At 68.9% G+C, this 16873-nt stretch carries 15 protein-coding genes and 2 pseudogenes; 10 read left to right on the top strand and 7 right to left on the bottom strand.

Annotation, left to right across the window (positions count from 1 at the left end; genetic code table 11):
- Positions 1-8: 8 nt before the first annotated feature.
- The 4 genes from tap to C6Y14_RS34385 form a co-directional block, all read right to left on the bottom strand.
- Positions 9-2258: a telomere-associated protein Tap gene (tap, locus tag C6Y14_RS34400; RefSeq protein WP_107020787.1), complete on the bottom strand. Its 2250-nt coding sequence runs from the start codon at positions 2256-2258 to the stop codon at positions 9-11.
- 522 nt (positions 2259-2780) lie between these two features.
- A complete protein-coding gene (locus tag C6Y14_RS44305; protein WP_159074375.1) occupies positions 2781-3422 on the bottom strand; it encodes a hypothetical protein in 642 nt (213 codons plus the stop codon).
- Entirely contained in the window at positions 3419-3943 is a 525-nt protein-coding gene (locus tag C6Y14_RS34390) for an RNA polymerase sigma factor (protein ID WP_107020785.1), read from the bottom strand. Before C6Y14_RS34390 ends, C6Y14_RS44305 begins: the two co-directional genes overlap by 4 nt.
- The gene (locus C6Y14_RS34385) at positions 3940-4221 is read right to left on the bottom strand and encodes a hypothetical protein (RefSeq protein WP_107020784.1); all 282 of its coding nucleotides are present in this window, start codon (positions 4219-4221) and stop codon (positions 3940-3942) included. The genes C6Y14_RS34390 and C6Y14_RS34385 overlap by 4 nt, the downstream gene beginning before the upstream one ends.
- 294 nt (positions 4222-4515) lie before the next feature.
- Here C6Y14_RS34385 and C6Y14_RS34380 point away from each other — a divergent pair, with 294 nt between their 5' ends.
- The 5 genes from C6Y14_RS34380 to C6Y14_RS34360 all read left to right on the top strand — a co-directional run bounded on the left by C6Y14_RS34380 (position 4516) and on the right by C6Y14_RS34360 (position 11076).
- On the top strand, positions 4516-5910 hold the full coding sequence (locus C6Y14_RS34380; RefSeq protein ID WP_107020783.1) for a TniQ family protein: 1395 nt from the start codon (positions 4516-4518) through the stop codon (positions 5908-5910).
- A 148-nt stretch (positions 5911-6058) separates the two neighbouring features.
- Entirely contained in the window at positions 6059-6823 is a 765-nt protein-coding gene (locus C6Y14_RS34375; RefSeq protein WP_107020782.1) for a TnsA-like heteromeric transposase endonuclease subunit, read from the top strand.
- Positions 6820-8937 carry a Mu transposase C-terminal domain-containing protein gene (locus tag C6Y14_RS34370; RefSeq protein ID WP_107020781.1) on the top strand — a complete coding sequence of 706 codons (2118 nt, stop codon included), beginning with the start codon at positions 6820-6822 and terminating at the stop codon, positions 8935-8937. Before C6Y14_RS34375 ends, C6Y14_RS34370 begins: the two co-directional genes overlap by 4 nt.
- An 89-nt stretch (positions 8938-9026) precedes the next feature.
- Positions 9027-9995, top strand: a complete 969-nt coding sequence (locus C6Y14_RS34365; protein ID WP_107020813.1) for an ATP-binding protein — start codon at positions 9027-9029, stop codon at positions 9993-9995.
- 718 nt (positions 9996-10713) lie between these two features.
- Positions 10714-11076: a hypothetical protein gene (locus C6Y14_RS34360; protein ID WP_107020812.1), complete on the top strand. Its 363-nt coding sequence runs from the start codon at positions 10714-10716 to the stop codon at positions 11074-11076.
- 71 nt (positions 11077-11147) lie between these two features.
- On the opposite strand, the pseudogene C6Y14_RS34355 reads toward C6Y14_RS34360, so the two are convergent.
- Positions 11148-11291 (bottom strand): annotated as a pseudogene (locus tag C6Y14_RS34355) (IS21-like element helper ATPase IstB); the annotation flags it as partial.
- A gap of 163 nt (positions 11292-11454) precedes the next feature.
- On the opposite strand from C6Y14_RS34355, the gene C6Y14_RS34350 reads away from it, so the two are divergent.
- The 4 genes from C6Y14_RS34350 (at position 11455) to C6Y14_RS34335 (ending at position 14997) form a co-directional block, all read left to right on the top strand.
- Positions 11455-12501, top strand: coding sequence for a tyrosine-type recombinase/integrase (locus tag C6Y14_RS34350; RefSeq protein ID WP_225891425.1), 1047 nt, complete (start codon positions 11455-11457; stop codon positions 12499-12501).
- Positions 12498-12812, top strand: a complete 315-nt coding sequence (locus C6Y14_RS34345) for a helix-turn-helix domain-containing protein (protein WP_107020779.1) — start codon at positions 12498-12500, stop codon at positions 12810-12812. Before C6Y14_RS34350 ends, C6Y14_RS34345 begins: the two co-directional genes overlap by 4 nt.
- Before the next feature lie 404 nt (positions 12813-13216).
- A complete protein-coding gene (locus tag C6Y14_RS45335) occupies positions 13217-14458 on the top strand; it encodes a tyrosine-type recombinase/integrase (RefSeq protein WP_225891419.1) in 1242 nt (413 codons plus the stop codon).
- Between the two features lie 98 nt (positions 14459-14556).
- Positions 14557-14997, top strand: a complete 441-nt coding sequence (locus C6Y14_RS34335) for a hypothetical protein (protein WP_107020777.1) — start codon at positions 14557-14559, stop codon at positions 14995-14997.
- A 53-nt stretch (positions 14998-15050) separates the two neighbouring features.
- Here the strand turns inward: C6Y14_RS34335 and C6Y14_RS34330 are convergent.
- Both C6Y14_RS34330 and C6Y14_RS34325 read right to left on the bottom strand, forming a co-directional pair.
- A pseudogene (locus C6Y14_RS34330) lies at positions 15051-15485 on the bottom strand (ATP-binding protein); the annotation flags it as partial.
- Complete coding sequence (locus C6Y14_RS34325; protein ID WP_225891418.1) at positions 15412-15843, bottom strand: hypothetical protein; 432 nt, start codon at positions 15841-15843, stop codon at positions 15412-15414. The gene C6Y14_RS34325 and the pseudogene C6Y14_RS34330, both read right to left, overlap by 74 nt.
- Before the next feature lie 560 nt (positions 15844-16403).
- Here C6Y14_RS34325 and C6Y14_RS34320 point away from each other — a divergent pair.
- Positions 16404-16571, top strand: a complete 168-nt coding sequence (locus tag C6Y14_RS34320) for a hypothetical protein (RefSeq protein WP_225891417.1) — start codon at positions 16404-16406, stop codon at positions 16569-16571.
- Positions 16572-16873 lie beyond the last annotated feature (302 nt).

Raw genomic sequence — 16873 nt, 5'->3', positions numbered from 1 at the left:
GCCTTCTCCTACTCTCCGCTGTCGACATCGGTGACGGTGCCGTCCTTGATGTACCGGGCGAGATTGAGCTCCGGGGCGTTGAACCGCTCGCGGACCTCCTCACCCCACAGCACGTCCTGGGTGCCCTCGTGTTTGACCAGGCCGGGGTTGATGCCGAGCTTGAAACCGCCGGGCAGCGGCTTGCCCTCCCGGTACGGCAGGAAGTCCAACGGCGAGGGTCCGCCTGCCGCGTAGACGACACAGTCCGACAGGACTGCGACCGGGTACTGGCCGGTGAATGCCGCGTGCTTGACGATCTTGCGGTGGAGGTTGATCCGGGTGCGGGAGATGACCGCCGCCCGGATGTCCGGCCGCCACGTCGGGCGGGACAGCGCGCGCCACGGCTCGCCCGGCCGCCAGCCCTCGCCGCGGGGCCGCTCGCGGAGCTTGCCCAGGCCGCCCTTCACCGTCGCCTTGATGGCGGAGACGACGATCGCCAGCTGCGGGTCGCGGCTGCGGTAGCCGTCCATCGCGGCGAGGAAGTCGGCCGGGGCGAGGTCTGCGCCGACACCGAGGTCGGCCATCGTGGCGAGGTAGGCGTCGCGCAGCCGGTTGTACCAGCCGTCAAGGTAGCGGCCGTTCTCGTACCGGACCCACGCCTCGGTCGGCGTGACGTCGTAGCCGAGCTCCACCGCGTACGCCACGGTCGGCGTCGCGTACCAGGCAGGCCCCTCAGGCCGCTCCCCCTTCGGCGTGAACGGGCTGGGCAGGCAACTCGCGTCCAGGTCCGCCCACTTGTCCCTACCGACCTTCACCCGCGACAGATCCACATGGGAGAGGTCGACCAGCCAGGAGCCGGGCAGCTTCGCGTCGAACACCGGCGCCTTGACGTGCGTCGGCGCTCCCAGGCCGACAACCAGGCCGTTGGCGCCGGCGGCGAAGGCCATGTTCACGTCGATGCCCACGAGGTGCCGCAGGGTGCACTCGGCATCCGTCATGGGCCGCGCCCAGTCGTACGCCTCCTCGAACAGCTTTTCCGCCGGGCCGCGCACGTGGAAGCGCGGCAGGTCTTTGAGGAGCGGGTGTCCGTCCGGGGCTTCGCACGGCGCGCAGTCGACGGGGTCCTTGCCCAGGCTGCCGGGGTTGTGCTCGGAGTGCCGCTTACCGTCGACGTCCGGTTCGGAGGCGCGGGTCGGCGGGTGCAGCGCGGTCATCAGCTCCAGGCCCGTCACCGCGGTCGATCCGCGGGGCGTCATCACCCGGGACGCATACACGCCCAGCACCCGGGAGAGTTCCGCCGGCGCCAGCTGCCCGGCCTCACCCCAGTGCCGGGTATCCAGCGCCTGCCAGGACGGAATGCACAGCTGCACGCAGGCCCGCTCCGACCCAGTGGCAGGCCGGTAGATCCGCGCCCACGGCCCGAAGCCCCTCTTCGTCAGCTTCCACTCCGCGCGGACCAACTGCTTGACCACCTTGTGGCCCTCCGGGAGCCGCCCGGCAAGGCGCTCCTCGTCGGTGAGGGCGACGGGCAGGCCGTAGCGCTCCAGCGCCGACTCGGTGAGCACGAGCAACGGGTCGGCATCCTTGCCCGGACCGGACAGCTTCGGCTGCCCCAGCTTCGCCTCGCGCAGCGTCCAGTCCACCAGGGACGGAATCGACTTGGCGGGCACGTCCAGGACCAGCCCGCCGGTGCAGTACGCGAGGACCTGGCCGTCGTCATCGACGTCGATGACCGCCAGCGGACCGTTCTCGAACCGCGGGTCGGTGGCGCTCGCCGGAACTCCGGCCGGGGCCGCCCGCTTCACGCCCGGGCGGCGCGACGTCGACGACGGCCTGACGGCGCGAGCCGGACGCGTCGCGGCCGCCGGGGCAGCGGCGGCGGGGGCGGGGGCGCGGCTGGTCTGGGTGTTCTCGGCTGCAGTCGTGTCCGTGGCCTCGATAGCCGCACCAGCGGACGGAGTCTGCACGTCAGCCGGTGCGGGCGCGGCGGTGAGCGTGGCCGGCACCGTCGGGGCGTCCGTCTCCTCCGGCGTTGACGGCGCCGGGTAGAGCTCCGCGAGCTGGTCCAGCAGCCGCGCGTAGGCGTCGCGCTCCGGCGGCCGCGGCTCGGTCTTGCCGGATTCCCAGCCGCTGACCGTCGCCCGCCGGACCTGCAGTGCAGTGGCCACCTCGTCCAGTGTCAGGCCATGTGCCTGGCGCAGCCGCCTGCGCTCTGCCGGGGGCGGTAGCGGGGAACGGGACGCAATGAGCGCGTCAACCGCGTCGAACAGCTCGGGCATACAGAACCTCCTTCCTCCGACCCTAGCGTGAAGCGCACATATCGCGTACAAAAAGCGTACGGATAGCGTTCACGTCTTGATCTCCGTGCCGTGGGGCAGCAGCTAGGACTAGCAAGAGCTCGGCAAGAACCCGGCGGTGGTTATTGCTTGGTGAGCCCCTGGCTTGGCGGCAGCGTAGAAACCAGAGTTGGGCGAGGCTCGCGCAGCTGGCCAGGACGCTTCGATGCGACGGGTGTAAGTCGTACCGCGTCCGCAGCAGCATCTCCCCACCTGACGTCGCACCGATCGGGGACTGGGTTGGTGGTCCCGTATTCAGTGGCGAGTGCTCGATCCAGTCGTGGCTGGCGTAAAGACTCCGTGAGTCGACCTACGGAGCTATGGGTAATGCAGTGGCGGCCCATCCCCGCGGGCGCGGGGATGGGCCGCCACTTCAACGAGTCGTCCGGCCTTCTCGCGTGAAGGCCTCATGGAGGCTGGTCTACAAGGACTCTCCCGTCTGTGGGCGCGCGAGGCGCTGTCGTGTCAGCACCGCGGCCCGCCGGTGGTGTGGTCCAAGTGCGCCAGGAAGTCCTCAATCTCACGCACGAGAGCTTGCGTTGTTTCAGACAGCCCGACTCCGGCTTCCCCCAAAGCCCAGTCGACTCTGTCCGCAGCTACGCGAATACCGGCTGACCGGCATACAAAGCTACTCACGAATGACATGAAAGATTCCTCAGTTCGTTCAGTCGCGCGCCTAGAGCATGCTGATAGCTCTTCTTCGCTCTCGACATCGAGGATATGAAGATAGTCCCGCGCATCCTCGTCACCCTTGAGAGCTGCTCTTTCCCACCAGCTTCGCGCTACATTATCCCTGTCCAGGAACTCAAGGATTTCTGCCACGCGCCGTGTTTCCTGTGGTGTCGCGGAAGCATCGATTTCCTTTTTCAGGAGAGCGTGCAGTTCACGAACCACGCCGGCTCGATGGTTTCCGTTTTCTTCCAGGCAGAGGGCGGGGGCCGGGGGCCAGCCCGAAGGCTGGCCCCCCTCCGCCTGGACAGGGTCCTCGCTGATCCGAGAACCCTTGGAGAATGCCTGCTCAGAGCCTTCGAGCAGGAGCCATAGGGCGAGGAGCCGGATGGTTCCCCGCCCCTCGGGCTGGTGCGTCCAAGCGGACAGGTACGTCATGCGGTGGCCTCCTCGCTATGCTCGTTGATGGACTTCTTCAGGTTGTTGGCGGCGGCTTTGATATAGCGCTTCACCGACTCCTCCTTTATCTGGAGGCGCTGCGCAACCACGGCAGGGCTGAGGTCCTGCAGAACACACAGTGTGATGACCTCGCGCTGCCGTTCAGGAAGGCTGGAGACGAGTTCGTCGATGCCTTCCTTAATCATTTCGTAGGCGGCCTCGGGGATTCCGATGCCTGATTCCATTTCGGGCAGGCCGTGAACAGGCACCGTGACCATCCGCTTGTTGCGGCGGAACTGGTCGATGACCGCCCGCTTCACCGCAATGCGGCCGTAGGAGGTCAGGGAACCGTGGCCAGCAATGAGCTGGTCCCACCGGCGGTACATGTTCAGGTAGACGTCCTGCACAGCGTCCTGGGCGCTGTGCAAGTCGCCTGCCTGGGCCCGGGCCAGTCGAGAGAACGCCTCGATAGTCTCGAGGACGAAGGACTCGAAGTCCGCTCCCGGGGCGGCCTCGCTCACGCGGCCTCCCGCGTGGCGATAGCCCGGTGGCCCGCCGGCTCGGCTGCGTCCTTGCGGAACAGCCACGCCGGCCGTCCCTGCTCGAAGCGGGCCGCGGCGCCACCATCGGGCAGGGACTGCGCCATCGCGACCATGGTGGCGCGCTGCTCGCGCTCCGCCCGGGTCTCGATGTGCGCCTTCACGAGCATCTCCACGACACCCTTGGCGCGGCGCATCGCGAAGAACAGCAGGAGCAGCAGGGGAACCCCGCCCGCTCCTGCCCAGTACGACCAAGTCATCGACCAGGCCTCCCAGTAGAAACGAACTCGTTGATGAAGGCCCAAGGGCCTTCGCTCCCTTACACGCCGCCGGAGGCCAGATCCGGATGCCGGTGGCCAAGATTTTTTCCCAACTCCCCCTACCTCCTGGTCTATCGCATCGTCTTCCCAGGTCACAGGAGTAGCAGGCGGTGACAGGAAAAACGGCCCGAAGGGTCCCGTCGAGTGCGAATGACGGCCCCTGGCAAGGACGGGGCACCCGGGCATCCGCTGCAAAAGCGCCCGCCGGAACGGCGGACACGCGAACCTGGTGGAGTGCCCCCTCACTCCGGCCTGCTGCGGACCGCTCCCCTGCCGAGGGAGACGACCTCGTCGCTGATCTGCCGCATCGCGAACCGCTACGGGATGGAAGCGAAGGTGCTGCGGTCGTGCTGGAAGTGGCGCAACTACCCGCCCGGGCACGAGGGCGGGGGCGCACGGGCCGATGCCGAGGTGCTGCTGAACGCGGCCGGACGCGAGGTCCTGGCGGGCATGTGCGGCGTCGAGGAAGACGTCCTGGCGCGGGCGTTGCCGTCCTGGGCACACGAGGACGCCAAGCTGCGCGCCGGGGCCAGCGATCCGGTGGGGCTGTGGCGGATCGGTGGCGCGGTGGCCGGTCCGGTGGCCTTCGGCTGCCGGCTGTGTACGGCCCGGCGTACAGGAGCGGCCGTGCGGGTGGTGCGGTATACGCCGCGGCGGGAGCGGGTGTGCGTGCGCCATGGGCGATGGCTGCTGGACGCGGATGCCAACCAGCCGCTGGAACATCTGGACCTGCGCGGGCTGCCGGAGGTGGTGGCGGCGCAGCGGCAGTGGGCGAGGGTGGCGCGGCGGGCGGTGCGGGCCGGGGCCGAGCCGGAGCGGGTGTTCGCGCTGGCGCAGGCGGTGGTGGCCCGGTGGTGGGAGCAGGCGTATGGCTGGGAGCGGGAGACGATCTGGCCGCGGCGTCTGCACCAGGTCGCGGGCGGGGATGTTGGTGGTGATCTGGAGCGGTGGCGGATCGTGGGGCGGGACCCGGTCACTTTTCCCGAGGTGGTGATGGTGGCCGGCGCGCTGCTGGATCCGGGCATGGCGGAGTTGGTGTGGGTGGACAGCGGTGCCGGGCGGCCGCGGGCGCTGCCGGCCGACGGGATGTTCTGCCGCCGGCTCGGTGAGCGGCTGGGCCGGGACTGGCTGGGGCCGCTGGCCGCAGCCGACCACGGGGGGCCGCTCATCGCGTGGATGGGCGGCGTCATCCGGCTTCGCCGCGGGGCCGGCGGGCCGCCCGGGTATGACAACGATCCGTGGTGGCTGCGCCAGGAGCACCAGGCGGCGACCGCGGCCGGGCAGCTGCGGGTGGCGGGCAGGGAGAAGAAGGCACCCGGTTCGGGGACGATGTGGCGCGCTGCCGTGCCCGCCGAGCAGCGCATGCTGATCACCAGCGCCGTCGACGGCGCCGAGGAGCAGTTGCTGCAGCTGCGCGGGGTGCAGAGCGGTGCGACCGCCGACGTCGCCCAGCGGCTGCTGCGCGGGCTCGGTCACAGCGCCGCTCTGATCGAGGCGGCCTGGAAACGCACGGCGGTGGCGGCGGTGAACGGCGGGGTGCCGCTGCAGGAGGTGGCCCGGTGGGTGGATTTGCCCGTCGAGGTGCTCAGCCGGATGCTGACAGCGGGCGGGCAGGAAAACGGCGGCTGACAGCGGTGCGCCGGGGGGCGGGTTGGCTGTTAGCTGATACGGCACCCGTGCGTGGCAGAAATACTGAAAATGGCGTCGCCTGTCGGCGGGAGCGGCTTGGCTGGCGCGGGTGAGCAGCACAGGAGCAGCCCGGAGCCGGGCAGGGCGAGTGGCCGCGGGCCGGGGCAGCGACTTCGAGGCGGTGTTCCTCGACCCGGTGGGGCAGGCGGTGCAGCAGCGGTGGGCGGATGCCGCGATGACCGTGGCGTTCGAGGACTTGCCGCCGGTGTCGGCGTTCCCCATCATCCCGGGGCGGCGCTGGGGGCCGGGCCTGTGGTGGTCGGCGACCACCGGTCGGCACGTGGCCGCGGGGTCGAAGGCGATGCGTGTGCAGCTGATGGTCCTGGACCGCGACCGGGACGTGACGGGTCTGGCGGGGCGGCCGGTGCGGCTGCTGTGGCGCAATCCCCGCGGGCAGGTGCGTTCCTGGGTACCGCAGCTCTTCGCCCGCCACGCTGATGGCACCGCGCTGCTCGCCGACTGCCCCGGCCACCCCGACGCCGGCGGGGAACGCGCGAGAAACGCCGCCGCGGCAGTCGCACAGGCGTGCGCGGACATCGGCTGGACCTACCGGCGTCTGGCGCCGCTCGACGACGTACCGGCCGCCAACCTGAAGTGGCTGGCCGGCTACCGCCACCCCCGCAACGCAGGCCGCCCGGGACTGATGGCGGCGGTCCTCGAAGCGTTCACGCGCCCGCGGCCGCTGATCGAGGGCACCGAAGCGGCCGGCGACCCGATCGAGGTCCTGCCCTGCGTCTTTCACGCCCTGTGGCACCAGCAGCTGACGGCCGGTCTGGAGACGCCGCTGCACGAACGCGTCCTCGTCGGCCCACGGGACGGGAACCGTCCGGGCAGGACGGGAGGTACTCGGTGAGCACGCGGCGCAATGCCCGGCCGGCCGTGAAGCCCGGCGCGCGCGTCCGGTACGGCGGCGTGACGTGGCAGGTGGTTGCCCTGTCGGGACAGGAGATTCATCTGGTCGGGCCGGACGGCGGCGGGCAGGCCGTGCTCGCCGGGCACCTGTTCGCCGACCCCGGCTTCACCGTCATCGGCGCCGACACGCCGCAGGCGGCCCCGCAGTGGGGGCTGTTCGAGACCGCCCCCGCCGCAGCACGTGAGAAGGCGCTGGCCTGGCGGCGGCACGTGCGGGAAGTCGAATGCGGGCTCACCGGCGGGCCCGGCAGCGAAGGAACGGTGCGGCCGCAGTACGACCCGCAGCGGCACACCCTGGCCGAGCGGGAGCAAGCCAAGGCGCAGGAACTGACCGCGCTCGGCTTCGGACGGGTGTCGCGCACCACGGTGCAGCGCATGCGGCTCGCCTACCGCAAGCAGGGCCTGTGGGGGCTCCTCGACCACCGCACCACCCGTGCCTCCAGCCCCACCGGGCGGGCCGACGAACGGGTCGTCGCCGCCGTCCGTGAAGCACTGCGCCGCCGCCGCGGCCGCTCCCGGGGCACCATCAACGGCCTGTTCCCGCTGGTCCACCAGATCCTTGCCGACCGGCACGGCCCCGGCACGGTGCCGGTGCCGTCGCAGGCCACGCTGTACCGGCTCGTCACCACCCTGGCCCGGCCCGGTGAACTGCCCACCAAGCCCGTGCGGCAGGTGCCGGCGAGCATCGAGGGGCGGGCCTTCACCCCCGCCACGGCGCTGCGGCCCGGCGAACAGGTCCAGATCGACACCACCCGCCTGGACGTCCTGGCCCTCTTCGACGACGGGCGCCTGACCCGCCCGGAGCTCACCATCGCCGTCGACGTCGCCACCCGCGCGATCCTCGCCGCCGTCCTGTGCCCCAGCGCGACCAAGGCCGTCGACGCGGCCCTGCTGCTCGCGGAGATGGCCGTCCCCCACCCCGCCCGGCCCACCTGGCCGCACATCCTGCGCATGGACCGCGCCCCCGCACTGCCCCACCAGCGGCTCGCCGCGCTGGACGAGCGTCTGGCGGGGGCTGCGGCCCGGCCCGTCGCCCTGCCCGAGACGATCGTCGTCGACCGCGGGAAAGTCTTCGTCTCCGCCGCGTTCACGGCCGCCTGCGAACACCTGGGCATCAGCGTCCAGCCCGCCCCGCCCCACGCCCCCACCGCCAAAGGCATCGTCGAGCGGACGTTCGGCACCATCAACGCGCTGTTCTGCCAGCACCTGCCCGGCTACACCGGATCCGACGTCACCCGCCGCGGCCCCGACATCACGCACGACGCCTGCTACAGCGTCCCCCAACTCCAGGACCTCCTCGACGAATGGCTGGTGCACTACCACCACCGGCCCCATCAAGGCCTGCGCCACCCCCTGATGCCGAAGAAGGCCCTCACCCCGAACCAGATGTGGGCCGCCCTTCTCGCCGTCGCCGGACACGTGCCCGTCCCGCTGAGCGGCCGCGACTACCTCGAACTGCTCCCCGTGCGCTGGCAGTCCATCACCCCCGCCGGCATCCGCATCCACCACCGCACCTACGACGCCGACTTCCTGGCCCCCTACCGCGGCCAGGCCTCCCCCGTCGCCGGCCGCAGCGGGAAATGGGAGATCCACTACAACCCCCACGACGTGCGCCAGATCTGGATCCGCCTCACCGACGGCCACCTCACCGAAATCCCGTGGATCCACCGCGACCACGTCCACCAGCCGTTCAACGACCACACCTGGCAGCACATCCGCACCCACGCCCAGCACCACACCCACGGCGACGCCGAACACGTCGAAGCCCACCTCGCCGACGCCCTCGACCAGCTCATGCGCCGCGTCCACAGCGGCCACGCCACCACCACCGAACAGGCTCTTGTGGCCCGCACCGCCGCAGTTCCCCTCCCCGCAGCCCACCACCCGCAGCACGACCGCGGCCAGGGCGCCAACGACCCGACCGAATGGGGCCAGGACGACAGCATCGACGACCTCGATGAGATCCCCGACACCGAAGACGACGAAGCCGGCCTCCCCGCCCCGCGCACGGGATTCGGGCTCTACGACGCGCACGAGGAAGCCGACAAGTGGTGAACCCCCACCCCCCACAGGAAAGCCAGAACACCCCGCCGGCCGGCACCACCTCCGACAGGGGTGGCGGCGCAGCCGAGCCCTCCTGGCCCCTGACCACCTGGCAGGGCTGGCACCGCTTCGCCACCACCGACCCGCCCGCCCCGCCCCAGCCCGACGCCCCGCCCCGCAGCCGTGACGAACGCCTCGCCTACCACTCCGCGTTCGTCACCATCCGCACCCCCGCCATCAGCCAGCTCGCCACCCAGGTCCGCACCCTGATGATCCTGGGCCGCCACCAGCAGACCACCGCCCGGCCCTCACTGATCGTCACCGGACCCGCCGCAGCCGGGAAAACCACCGCCCTGCTCAACGTCGGCCGCGCCTGCCACCTCGCCCACACCCGCCAAAACCCCACACCACCCGGATCAGCCCACACCGCCGTACCCGTCGCGTACGTCCTGGTCCCGCCCGGCGCCACCGCGAAAACCCTCATCACCGAATTCGCCCGCTACCTCGCCATCCCCGTCACCACCCGCATGACCCAGACCCAGATCACCGACGCCGTCTGCCACACCTACACCCACGCCGGCGTCCACCTCGTCCTCATCGACGAGATCCACCGCCTCAACCCCCGCACCACCACCGGCGCCCAGACCGCCGACCTCATCAAAGACCTCACCGAACGCCTCCCCGCCACCTTCGTCTACGCCGGCATCAACCTCCCCGACACCCCCCTGTTCACCGGCGTGCGCGGCGCCCAACTCGCCGGACGCGCCACCCTCATCGACTGCGGCCCCCTCCCCGCCCGCCACGGCACCCGCCACCCCTTCCGCGACGTCATCACCGACATAGAAAACGCCCTCGACCTCCACCACCACCGACCCGGCACCCTCCCCCGCCACGCCCCCTACCTCCACCAGCGCACCGCCGGCCGCATCGGCTCCCTCACAAGGCTCATCCGCCAAGCCGCCGTCACCGCCATCTGCGACGGCACCGAACGCATCACCAAAACCGCACTCGCCGCGGTGAAGCTCGACCACCTCGCCGAACAACACAGACGCCCCACACGCCGCCACTAACCCCCACCCCACCGACCAGGCAAAACAGCACTGACCAGCAAAAACCACAACCAGGCCTTTACACGCTAAAACTACCTACAACCCACCCAGCCAAGCTCCACGCAGAACACATAAACCCAGCTCACACAGCCCACCCGCCCCGGCCCAAACACCTACCTCGCTTCTCAGCAAACCCACAACACCCCAGGCCAACAAGCACTCAGCACACCAACAAACCCCCCTCCGAGCGTTACCGGCCTTGGCAGATCACGAGGGAACCGCAGGTAGGAGCCGTGTATTCGCCCCGACCAGCACCCGCACCCCGGACAGGCCGCCCGCCCTGCGGTCGTACAGGCCTCGACCCGGACAACCACATCGGTCACCTCTACCGACTCCACCAATACACCCTCGACCGAGGAGAACAGCAGCTCATCCAGCTGCGGCAGCACTTCGTTCACGGCGAAGAACTGTCGACCACAGCACCGTCCAGCCCAGCGATTTTCGGGCGAACTCAAGCGACATCAGGCAGAGATCAACAGTCACCCTGCGTACGCGCCCACACGAAGCGGACCAGAGCCGGAAACGGACACCACTTGTCGGTGAGTTTCGACAGCAGTAGCTGCCTTGGGCTGTGTGAAATGTCGGTGCGATCTGACACCACCTGGCCTGGGGGGAGGTCCAGTGTCTGGTCGAGCGTTAAACGATAGAGCTCAGCGCCTGCGTGCTCGATGATCAGACCGTGAAGAGAGTCATCGATCTTGATCAAGCGGTCGTCGAAATTGCAGAGCGTCGGCGTGGGTGGAAGTCCGCAGGATTGGCTGTCGGGCCTATCAGCTGGCGTGACGAAGCAGCTTCTTGGCCTCAGGAGTTTGAGACGGACCGCTCGCGAGTGGAGGACCCCGATTCAATCGGCGTCCGTATCACGGGGCTGGCAGAGACCGAGCTTTGTGTGGTGCTGTTCCGCGGTGGCTGGGCCGATGTCGACTTCATCGCGAGTATCGATGATGCCGGTGTGCGCCCTGCCCCGGATGTGGGTTCACCGCAAGCCTTCGGAAACCTCCTTGACCGTTGCGTGTTCAGGGTGTTCGGTCCTTCCCAGTAGCGGCTTCCCCGGTGTCGTGATGGTGGCCATCGGCTGGCCCACGGCACCTGTCGAGTAAGGGCCCGCTGTCGTCAGTCAGCAGTCTGTTGGGCCCTAGCTCGGGTCTGGGCGAGGCGGAAGGAATCAGTGCCGGTCTCGATGATGTTCCCGCCGAAGGTGAGAAGGTCGACAATGGCCGCGCAGAGCCGGGGATCGGTAAACGTTTTGGTCCACCCATCTGGGGCTGGCACATGTTCCTTTTCGAGGATCGCTGCTGCCACCGGCCCGTATCCATCTCCTGCGGTCCTCGTTGGTCTTCGCGGTGGCACTCGGCTTCTCCAGGTGCTGCCTTGATCGGTCAGGTGCGAGGAAGGTGTGCCGGTGACTTCCCAGTTGCGGGTGATCGAGGGTGGTGCCGTCCTGCTGGAGCCGGTGACCGCCGATCCGTGGGAATTCCAGGCCGAGTGTGTCGAGGCGTTCGTCGCCTCGTGGCGGGCCCGCGGGTTCAGCCCGGTGACTGTCGAGAACGACATTGGCCTGCTGGAACGAACGCTCACTGCGCTGGGCCGACCCGCGTGGGACGTCACCCCGGAAGACATCGACCGCGTCGTCGGCGACCTGGCCCTCGCCGGGCGGGCGGCATCGACCCGCCGCGAGTATGTGCAGATCTTCAAGGGATTCCATCGGTTCCTGCAGGTCCGCAAAGCCGTTGAGATTGAAGCGGGGTTCGGTGTCCGTCTGGTCTGCCCAGTGGACGAGTTCAACGCCTCGCGACATGTCGGGGACGATTCCCCGGCTCAACTGCCGCCGCCGACCCCGGAACGGGTGGCGGAGTTCTTTGATTTCCTCAAGGCCCGGATCGCCACCGCCCGCAAGTACGGACCTGCGGCCAGGGACTATGCGATGTTCCGGACCCTGTATCACGCTGGCCTGCGCTCGGAAGAAGCCTCCCTTCTGGACCGTCCCGACGTCCACTTCTCGCGGGGCCCGTTCGGGAAACTTCACGTACGTTTTGGCAAAGGCGCCCGCACTTCCGGCCCCAGGCCGCGCTGGGTGCCCATGCTGGACGGCCTCGACCTCGTCCTGCACTGGTTCCTCGACGACGTGCGGGGCAAGTTCCCCGACTCGCCGGTGCTGTTCGCGGACGAGTCCGGCGGCAGCCTGCACCGCGGGACGATCCGCAACCGCCTGCGCTATCTGATGGAACTCGAAGGACGCCCGGCCGCCGACCGGTTCAGCCCGCATGCCCTGCGGCGGGCCTGCGCGACCCACAACTACGAACGCGGTGTGGACCTCGTGGCGATCCAGCAACTCCTCGGTCACTGGACGGTCAGCTCGACCATGCGATACGTCCGGCCGTCGGCGACGTTCATCGAGGACGCCTATCGCCGCGCGGTGACCACCACGCTGGGTGAGCTCACCGCGGAGGAGGGCAGTCCCGCATGAAGATCCGATGGCGCCTGCGGATGGCCGCCGCCCAGCGTGAGGTCTGGACCGGCACCCAGCTGCAGCGGCTCCTGGCCGAACGTGCCGGCCTGCAGATGTCCTCCGCGTCGGTGTCCGCGCTGTTCACCAAGGAGCCCTCCCAGGTGAAGATGTCCACCCTGATCGCGTTGTGCACCGCACTGGAATGCACTCCCAACGACCTGTTCGAGGTCGACACCACCCCGGTCGAGCACCCTGCCACCCCACCGCGGCCAGTCGCTGACCTGCCCAAGGCGGCCTCGGCCCGCGGCCGTTCGATGCCGCCGCTCTGACCCCGGGTGGCATCGTGGGCGTCAAACAGAGCGACTGCGTCGGCTGCGGGGCCCCGGTCGGCTTCATCGACCGGCAGTACTGCTGTCGCTGCACCGCCCGGCAGAAGGAAGCGGCGGCCAGGACCGCTTGCCCCCGCTGCGGCCGGCAGCGCGTCCTCCAGGAGAACACCGGCCGGTGCATCACCTGTTCACGCGTGTGCACCGCCTGCGGTCACCCGGTCAGAGACAAGACAGCGACGCTGTGCCGGGACTGCTCACGCACGGCTGAACGCGACGCCGCCAAGGCGCCCTGTCCTCGGTGTCACCGGCCCAGCTATCTGCGCGAGGACACCGGCAGGTGCGGGCACTGCTCGCGTCCCCGCCAGACCACGCAGCCGCCCCGGCCTTGCCGCGAATGCGGCCGCGTGCGACGGCATGCCGGGCTGGGACTGTGCTCAGCCTGCTGGCAGCGTCATCCCGACCGGCCCTTCGTCCGGGCCGAGAACCTGATCGCCGAACTCGCCGAACCCCCGGACTGGTTGCGGGACTTCGCGGCTGATCTCGCCGCCAAGTACTGCGTCAGCCGCGCATGCACGATGATCACTTCCCTGGGGCGACTTCTTCTGGACGAGCATCCCAACCACCCGCAGGCTCTGCTCGAACGCTCTCGTCGTTCCGGACGCTCGATGGGCTCCCTCGCCCGCGCACTGGAAACCTTCTTCACCGGTCACGGCATGGCCGTGGCCACCGATCAGGCCGAGCGGCTCGCGGCCGGCCGCCGACAGCGTCGCATCAATGCCGTCCCCGAGACCCTGCGGCCAGCGGTTGATGCGTTCGCCGACTTCATGATGCGCTCGCGCGAGAGGGCCCGCCGTGCCGGAACACGGCCTCGTAGCGATGCGACCGTCGAGGCGGCATTGGCCATCATGCGTGATCTCGCCCGCTTCCTCGCCGGCGAACGCGGCAAGCAGGACTGGGCGCTGAGCGACGTCCACGACGTCGAAGCCTTCCTCACCGGCTCGCCCAAGGCCCGAAAACGTCGGCTGGTCGTGCTCGGACAGTTCTTCCGCTTCGCCCGCTCGCGGAAGATCGTGCTGGTGGATCCCACCCGCGGTCTGTCCTCCCGAGGCCCGAGCGGCTTCACCGGAGCGACACTGACACTCGATCAGCAACGCGTCCTGTTCCGTCGCTGGACCACCGATCCGGCCGTCCACCCGCACGAGGCTCTGCTGGGCATGCTCGCGCTGTTGCACGGTGCCTCAAGCCGCGAGGTCAAGATGCTGCAGAGCGATCATCTGGACCCGCGGGCGAGGACCGCCCGGCTCGGCGACCGCCCGCATCCGGTCCCCCTGGACCCCGCGTCATGGGCAGTGCTGGAACGCTGTCTGGCTCACCGCGAAGCTCAGCGAACCGACAATCCCCACGTCATGGTCACCCGCCAGACGAAGTCCGGCCGGCGACCGGCGTCCACCGCCTATGTCAGCCACGTCCTCGACGCCTGCGGCTTCCCGCCCCGCATGATCCGCTGCACTCGGCTGCTCGACCTGGTCAACACCATGGACCCCAAACTCGTCGCCGCCGCCTTCGGCATGGACCCCGAAGCCACCATGATCTACCTCGCCGACCGTGTCGATCCCGGCCGCCTGCCCGGCCCAGAACCACGGTGACGGCGCGCGAACGTCTGACCTACCCTGTTCAGCCGATGAGTAAATGTCCACTCTCGCCGCCGATCTCCGCCATTTCCTCCACGAGAATTGCAGCGATCATGACTGACCTGCCGACGAATGAGCGTCTCTATCTCTGGGGGCGGAACTTGTTCCAGCAACAGCAGGATCCCGTTGTTTGGGCAGGCAGCGTTCTTGCTGCTGCGGCCCGGAGGATGGGGCGGTCACCAGAGATCGACGAGGCCCTGATCCTGGCAGAACGTGAAGACCAGTGGCCGCGGGGCCGCGAAGTCTTCGACCGAATCCGGCGACGGAGCCTGAACAGAGAAGACCCGCTGACCGAGGAACACGCTCTGTACTTTGCTCTCGCGGAACTGGTGACAAAGCTCGCTCACAACGCAGCGGGACAGCGACCGCCTTTCGATCATGATTCGGGTTGGCGCGTCGGGCCGACTGCCTATCGCCTTGCCCGGGCGACGGACGATCCGGAGCTTCACCAGGATCTGACGCAGACCCTCGGCGGATGGCCACAGGACATCTGAGTACGAGAGCTCCCGCTATGCCTCGTCGAACCTGTCGCAGTTCGGCAGCACCTCGCACAGGTTCGCCGGAACATGTGCGCTTTTCCAAAACTTTCGTTGGAGGCGATGGCGACGCTGTTCTTCTCCTCCCGTTCGGTGAGAACTTGGAACAGCAACTCGGCGCCGCGTTTGTCGAGTTCCATGTATCCCAGCTCATCGATCGCGAGGAGATCGACGCGTCCCTAGCGGGCGATCGTCTTCGTCAGTACCTTCTCGTCGGCGGCCTCCACCAACTCGTCGACCAGCTTGGTGGCCAGCACGTACTTCACCCGGAAGCCAGCCATCGCGGCTTCGGTGCCCAGCGCGATCAGCAGGTGAGACTTCCCCATGCCGGAGTCTCCTATGAGACAGAGGGGCAAACCCTTCTTCACCCATTCACAGAACGCGAGGGTGTGGATCACGGCCGGGTCGATGTTCGAGTTGGCGCTCCGGAAGCCGTGTGATCGCGGCGCTCACTGCCAGCCCGAGCGTGACACCGACAGCGGAGCCAACGCTGTGCGCCCAGGCATCGTCGAGGGAGCCGGGCAGGACGGCTCTTGTGAGCCGGCTGGCAGCCGACAGGACCGTTAGCGAGGCCAGGGTGGCCGTCCAGCGGTACCGCACCCCGTCGATGATGTCGCCATAAAAGAGGAGCAGCACCATCCCGAACTCGTCGTCCCAGCCGATCGCGGTCAGCCCGGCCCCGAAGGCAAGCGCGAACAGCCAGAGCCCAACCAGTTGCCGGGCGAACGTGGCCGGCTGTTGTCTTGCACCACGCGGGGGCCAGAAGAACCGTGTGAAGTGCTGGACGTTCGCATATTTCGGCATGACCCGCGTCCCGATCCCCTGGGGTAGCCGACTTCTGCCGGCGCTCGGTGGTAAGACTCACAGGAGCAGGACGCGGTTGTGGTGAAGTGTTGCCGCATGTCAACTCGGGGCCAGAGGTTGTCGATCTTCGCTTCTTGCGACAGAAGAGCCACCGGATGAGCATGTGCGACAAGCCGCGTGCCTTGCTTGTGTCAACCAGGCCGTTTCAACCGATCCTGTACACCGGATTTTCTGTCTCCCTAGACGACAACTTCCGTCCTTCGGCGCACTACGGCTGCCGCGCCCACCGCACGGCAGCCGGAACTCCCTCACTGTCTCCACAACGATTGGGTGGCTCGCGTGGGTATCCCCGTTCCCCAGTCCTCCTGCCCCGGAGTCACCCTCACGCCGGGCCGGGGAATGGGCCTGCACGGATCAGGCTTGGCCGTGCCGGGCGCGGGGAGGTGGGGACCGCGGCAGAGTTCGCCGAGCTGCCGCGTGGCGTCGTGACATTGCCATTGCATCCGGCGTGATCGGGGCTACGGACGTTCGATCTCCAGGCCGAGAAGCTCCTGCTGGAGATGTACCGGATCGTGCTGCTCAACGGTCGGCATCAGGACTGCACCCACCACCTCGACGCCACCTTGCTGGTCAGCCATTGGCCCGTCCTGCGCAAGATGCCCGGCCGCGGCATGCATGCCGTCTGGGAGAAGCGTTTCCAGCGGGTGCGGCCGGCGGCGGCCGCGTGAGTCTGCACAACCTGCCCAAGCATCACCGGCGGCCGCTCACCGACGCTCTCATTGCCGGGCGTCCGTACGGGCTGGCGCCGATGGGCGGTTACGCCATCCAGGCGCACGGCATCGTGTACCGGCCCAGCCACACCTCGACTTCGCCACCGGAAGTGCTGTGGCGGCCCCCGTTGTCCTGGCCATCGGCCCCGTCCTGGACCTGGACGACCTCATCGGCGCGAAGGTACGCGCGCTCGGCGACCGCCAACTGGCCCCCGACCCGTAACCACCCATGGCTTCCCGTGCGTTGTTCCCGCGCCCTG

This window comes from Streptomyces dioscori, from assembly GCF_003024195.1.
GTDB lineage: Bacteria > Actinomycetota > Actinomycetes > Streptomycetales > Streptomycetaceae > Streptomyces > Streptomyces dioscori.
The sequence above is the reverse complement of the archived record's forward strand: the minus strand, read 5'-3'. Positions and strand labels throughout refer to the sequence as shown.

What these genes read in the sequence shown, in the direction of transcription:
- C6Y14_RS34320 (WP_225891417.1), top strand. Translation starts at nt 16,404, where the DNA reads ATGTACCGGATCGTGCTGCTCAACGGTCGGCATCAGGACTGCACCCAC.
- C6Y14_RS34335 (WP_107020777.1), top strand. Translation starts at nt 14,557, where the DNA reads ATGACTGACCTGCCGACGAATGAGCGTCTCTATCTCTGGGGGCGGAAC.
- C6Y14_RS34385 (WP_107020784.1), bottom strand. Translation starts at nt 4,221, where the DNA reads ATGACTTGGTCGTACTGGGCAGGAGCGGGCGGGGTTCCCCTGCTGCTC.
- C6Y14_RS34325 (WP_225891418.1), bottom strand. Translation starts at nt 15,843, where the DNA reads ATGCCGAAATATGCGAACGTCCAGCACTTCACACGGTTCTTCTGGCCC.
- C6Y14_RS44305 (WP_159074375.1), bottom strand. Translation starts at nt 3,422, where the DNA reads ATGACGTACCTGTCCGCTTGGACGCACCAGCCCGAGGGGCGGGGAACC.
- tap (WP_107020787.1), bottom strand. Translation starts at nt 2,258, where the DNA reads ATGCCCGAGCTGTTCGACGCGGTTGACGCGCTCATTGCGTCCCGTTCC.
- C6Y14_RS34345 (WP_107020779.1), top strand. Translation starts at nt 12,498, where the DNA reads ATGAAGATCCGATGGCGCCTGCGGATGGCCGCCGCCCAGCGTGAGGTC.